The organism is Gilvimarinus sp. 1_MG-2023 (genome assembly GCF_030548285.1).
On the sequence record NZ_JAUOSC010000081.1, the window covers coordinates 1 to 519 of the forward strand.

Annotated in this window: 1 pseudogene; it reads left to right on the forward strand. The window is 54.1% G+C overall.

Features of this window, described 5'->3' with window-relative positions:
* Positions 1-519 (forward strand): annotated as a pseudogene (locus Q4563_RS15775) (2,3-bisphosphoglycerate-independent phosphoglycerate mutase); the annotation flags it as partial.

Consider the following 519-nt stretch of genomic DNA (forward strand, 5'->3'; position numbering starts at 1 on the left):
CCGCTACCCTGATCGGCGAGCCAGCCCCGGTACAGGATGGCGATGCCATTATCTGCTTCAACTTCCGCCCTGACCGCTCCCGCGAACTGACCCGGGCGTTTGTGGAAGGTGACGAATTCAACGGCTTTGACCGAGCGCTACGTCCAGCCCTGAGTGACTTTGTCATGTTGACTGAATACGCAGCCAGTATCGATGCCAGCTGTGCTTTCCCACCCGAACCCCTGAGCAACGGCCTGGGTGAATACATAGCCAACCAGGGCATGAAACAACTGCGGATTGCTGAAACCGAAAAATACGCCCACGTTACCTTTTTCTTCTCCGGCGGGCAGGAAACCGAATACGACGGTGAAACCCGTATTCTGGTGAACTCTCCCAGCGTGGCAACCTATGACTTGCAGCCTGAAATGAGCGCACCGGAAGTCACCGAAAAACTGGTTGATGCCATTAAGCATGGTGATTACGACCTGATCGTCTGTAACTATGCCAATGGCGATATGGTAGGTCATACCGGTATTATGG